This is a genomic window from Actinosynnema sp. (assembly GCF_052038725.1).
In genome coordinates this window covers 1-4,008 of record NZ_JBQGCX010001210.1, presented here as the reverse complement: position 1 = coordinate 4,008, position 4,008 = coordinate 1, and the positions used below count along the sequence as shown (strand labels likewise).

The 4,008-nt window shown below is 75.8% G+C and carries 5 protein-coding genes; 2 read left to right on the top strand and 3 right to left on the bottom strand.

From position 1 onward, the window contains the following. The coding region (locus ACTUAL_RS25470) for a GMC family oxidoreductase (protein WP_440902020.1) at positions 1-767 on the top strand (767 nt) is incomplete at its 5' end. A 31-nt stretch (positions 768-798) separates the two neighbouring features. Continuing rightward, a complete protein-coding gene (locus ACTUAL_RS25465; protein WP_440902019.1) occupies positions 799-1,809 on the top strand; it encodes a methyltransferase in 1,011 nt (336 codons plus the stop codon). Positions 1,810-1,843: 34 nt separating this feature from the next. On the opposite strand, the gene ACTUAL_RS25460 is transcribed toward ACTUAL_RS25465, so the two are convergent. From ACTUAL_RS25460 to ACTUAL_RS25450, 3 genes are all read right to left on the bottom strand, one after another. Then, on the bottom strand, positions 1,844-2,419 hold the full coding sequence (locus tag ACTUAL_RS25460) for a carboxymuconolactone decarboxylase family protein (RefSeq protein WP_096495188.1): 576 nt from the start codon (positions 2,417-2,419) through the stop codon (positions 1,844-1,846). Between the two features lie 123 nt (positions 2,420-2,542). Continuing rightward, positions 2,543-3,001: a hypothetical protein gene (locus ACTUAL_RS25455; protein WP_440902018.1), complete on the bottom strand. Its 459-nt coding sequence runs from the start codon at positions 2,999-3,001 to the stop codon at positions 2,543-2,545. Positions 3,002-3,010: 9 nt separating this feature from the next. Beyond that, on the bottom strand, positions 3,011-4,008 hold a 998-nt coding region (locus ACTUAL_RS25450; protein ID WP_440902017.1), incomplete at its 5' end, for an NAD-dependent epimerase/dehydratase family protein.

Here is a 4,008-nt window from a genome sequence, read left to right as displayed (position 1 = left end):
CGATCCTGCTGCGCTCGGGCATCGGGCCCGCCGAGGACCTGCGGGCGCTGGGGATCGACGTGCGGGTGGACCTGCCCGGTGTCGGCTCCGGGCTGAGCGAGCAGGCGCGGACCGGGGTGTTCATGGTGCCCAAGCCCGGTGCGGAGAACTTCGGGGCCGCCGTGGGGCAGATCGTGGTGCGGGCGGGGGCCGCGAGCACCGGGCGGGCCAACGACATGTACTACGCGATGGTCAACCACTTCGACCTCGCGACGCAGTTCCCGCACCTGCGGGCCGCCGCCGGGGCCGGGCGGGTGTTCACCGTGCTGGTCGTGGCGCGGGAGCCGAAGTCGCGGGGGCGGGTGCGGTTGGCGTCGGTCGACCCCCGGCGGGCTCCGGAGGTCGACTTGAACTTCCTGACGACCGAGCACGACCACCGGCTGCTCGCGGACGGGCTGCGGGTCGGGTGGGAGCTGGCGCAGACGCCGGAGATCCGGGACCTGGCCGAGCGGGTGGTGCTGCTCGACGACGCGCTCGTGGACTCGGACGAGGCGGTGCGGGACTACGTGACCGCGACCGTGGACCCGGCCTACAACCCCACGGGCACGGCCCGGATGGGGCCGGACGGCGACCCGATGGCCGTGGTGGACGAGCGGTGCGCGGTGCGCGGGGTGGACGGGTTGCACGTCGCGGACGCGTCGGTGATGCCGACCATGGTGCGGGCGAACATCAACCTGTCGGTGATCGCGGTGGGTGAGCGGGTCGCCGAGCTGCTGCGGGAAGCGTGACCGGCCGGTGGTGCGGGTGGGCGGTGGCGCGGTGAGCGGTGGACAGGCGGGTGACGAGCAGGCGGAGGGCGTTGCGGAGGTTCTTGGGCTGCTGAACGGGTTCCGGGCGGCCAAGTTCCTGATGGTCGGGTGCGAGCTCGGGGTGTTCGAGGTGTTGGCGGGCTCCCCCGGCGGGCTGGTGGTGGGTGAGCTCGCGGAGCGGGTCGGGGTGTCGCGGCGGGCCGGGCGGATCTGCGCGGACGCGCTGGTGGCGATCGGGTTGCTGGTGCGCGAGGGCGACCGGTACCGCAACGCCCCGGCGGCCCGGCGCCTGAGCGGCGAGTCCGGTGTGGACCTGCGGGCGTTCGTGCGGTTCACCGACCTGGTCAGCTACCCGGCGTGGGGCGGGCTCGCCGAGGCGCTGCGGTCCGGGCCGGTCAACCGGATCACCGCGCTGTCCGCCGAGCAGCAGGAGGCGTTCTCCTCCGGGGTCGAGGCGCTCAACGCCGGGCCCGCCGCCGCGCTCGCCGCCTCCGGGCACCTGGCGGGCAGGGGGGCTCTGCTGGACGTCGGCGGCGGGACCGGGTCCTGGTCGGCGGCGGCGGTGCGGGCGCACGACGGGTTGCGCGCGACCGTGGTCGAGTGGCCGCCGGTGGCCGAGCTGGCCCGGCGCAAGGTCGTGGGCGCGGGGCTCGGCGGGCGGATCGACGTGGTGGCCGGGGACGTGCGGGTGGACCCGATGCCGCAGGGGCACGACTGCTGCCTGCTGGCGAACGTGGTGCACGTGTTCTCGCCGGAGGACAACGCGCGCGTGCTGGCCAACGTCCGGCGGGCGGTGGTGGCGGGCGCGCGGTTGCTGCTGGTCGACTACTGGACCGGGCCCACCGGCGCGGAACCCGCGATGGCGGCGCTCATGGCGGGCGAGTTCGCGGTCAACAGCGAGGACGGCGACGTGTACGGGGTGGACGACGTCGTGGCGTGGCTGGGCGCGACCGGGTGGCGGTTCCTGGGACGGGAGGCCCTGGCGGGCGCGAAGTCCGTTGTGGTCGCCGAGGCGGTGTGACCGGCGTCCTCGGACACCGGCCACACCGGGGGCGTCAGCTCTGCGCGCCGTCGTCGCCCCGGCCGAGGCCGGTGTAGCCCTCGGCCACGATGCGGCGCGCCGCCACCTCGTAGTGCGCCGGGTCGTCGGCGACGAGCGTGCCCAGGCCGTCGACGTACCGGTTGAACATGCAGAACGCGGCGGCGATCAGCACGGTGTCGTGGATCTCCACCTCCGTCGCGCCCAGCTCGCGCGCCCGCCGCACCAGGTCGGGGGTGACCGCGCGACCGGACTCCTGCACCGCGCCCGCGATCCGCAGCAGCGCGCGCAGCTTCTCCGTGACCGGCGCGAGCTCCAGGTCCGCCAGGACCCGGTCCACGAGCGCCGTGCCCTCGTCCAGCTGGGCGGCGGCGAACGCGGCGTGCGAGTCGCAGCAGAACGTGCAGCGGTTGCGGCCCGACACGTAGGCCGCGATCAGCTCCCGCTCCCCTGGGGAGAGCGAGTTCGGTGCGCGGAGCAGGACCTCGGCCAGCTCGCCGAGCGGTCCGGCCGTCTCGGGCCGGTACCGCATCAGCCCGGTGATGCCGGGGAACAGGCTCTCGTCCACATCTTCCAGATCGATGTGCGCCATGGGACCACGGTAGTCGGGGCGGGCGGGTCGGTCGTGCCGCCGAAGGCGGGAACTTCCGGTCCGGACAGTCGATTCCGCTTGCGGCGGAGGGAGAACCGGCCGGTGCCGGAGGGCGCCGCGGGGTCAGCGGGCGTGGCCGCGCAGGGCGAGGAGGGTCGCGGCGGTGGCCAGGCCGAAGAAGACGTGGCCGAAGAGGCTCACCCACTGGGCGTCGCCCACCACCAGGACCAGGTCCGCCATGGCGGGGTCGGCGGTGGCGGACAGCCACAGGGGCATGACCAGCAGCGCTCCGGCCGCCCACCAGAGGACGCCGTAGAGCACGCCCGCCGCGCACAGCGGGACGACCTGGTCCGGCAGGCGTCGCGCCAGCGCGCCGAACCCGGCTCCCGCCGCGGCGGAGATGGCCATGTGCACGGCGAAGCCCACGAGCGCGCTGTCGACCGCGATCAGCATCCCGACCACGGGCAGGGTGCCCACGCCTGCCATGAGCAGGCCGAGCACCAGGCCGCCCGCCAGTCCGGACAGGACGCCGTCGCGCAGGGACGAGCGGGAGGTGGCGGTGGCGGAGTTGGTGGTGGTCATGGGGACTCCTCAGGTGACGGGTGTGCGGGTCCGGGGGTGGAGCCTGCCGGTGTCGACCAGCCAGTCCAGGGTGTCGGCGACGGTGTCCGCGAACGGGCGCGGCGCCAGGCCCAGGGTGCTCGCCGCGGGGGCGACCGACACCGAGGCCGCGGCGGTGGTGATCGCGCCGTGCGCGGCGGGGATGTGCCAGGGCCAGACCGGTTGGAGGAGGTCCACCAGCCTGCCGACGGGGGTGACCAGGGCGGCGGGGAGGAACACCGCGGGGAGGGCGCGGCCACTGGCCTCGCGGGCCGCGGCCACGTACTCGGGGGTGGTGACCAGGTGGCCGGGGCCGAAGTGGGCTCCCCGCGCCCGGCCCTCCAGCAGGGCGGTGTGCAGCCGCGCGGTGTCGCGGACGTCGCCGATCTGGAGGGCGCCGGACGGCCACACCGGCATGATGCCGCGCACCGTGTCGCGCAGCCTGCGGGTCTGGTCGCCGGTCTTCGGGTCGTGCGGGCCGAGCAGGGCGGGCGGTCTGCTGACCACCACGGGGGCGCCCGCGCGCTGGTGCGCCCAGGCGATCGCCTCCGAGGCGGACTTGGTCGCCGCGTACGGCTCGCGGCTGGTTCCGGGCGGGGTGCGCTCGTCGACCACGCGCACCCCCGGCCCGAACAGGGCCGCGGTGCTGGAGACGTGCACGATCCGGGCCGCGCCGGAGCGGCGGGCCGCGGCCAGGACGACCTCGGTGGCCCTGGTGTTGACGCGGAGCATCTCGGCGCGCCTGCGGCGGTCGAAGGAGTAGACCGCGGCGGCGTGCAGGACGGCGTCCGCGCCGCGCACGGCCCTGGCGGCGGCGGTCTCGTCGGTGGCGTCGCCGACCTCGGCGTCCACGGCGGACAGGTCGACGCCCAGCGGGTCCAGGGCGGTGGGGACGGCGGCGGGGTCGCGGACGAGCAGGCGGACGCGGTGGCCCGCGCGCACCAGCGCGGCGGTGGTGTGGGCGCCGACGAAACCGGTGCCGCCGGTGA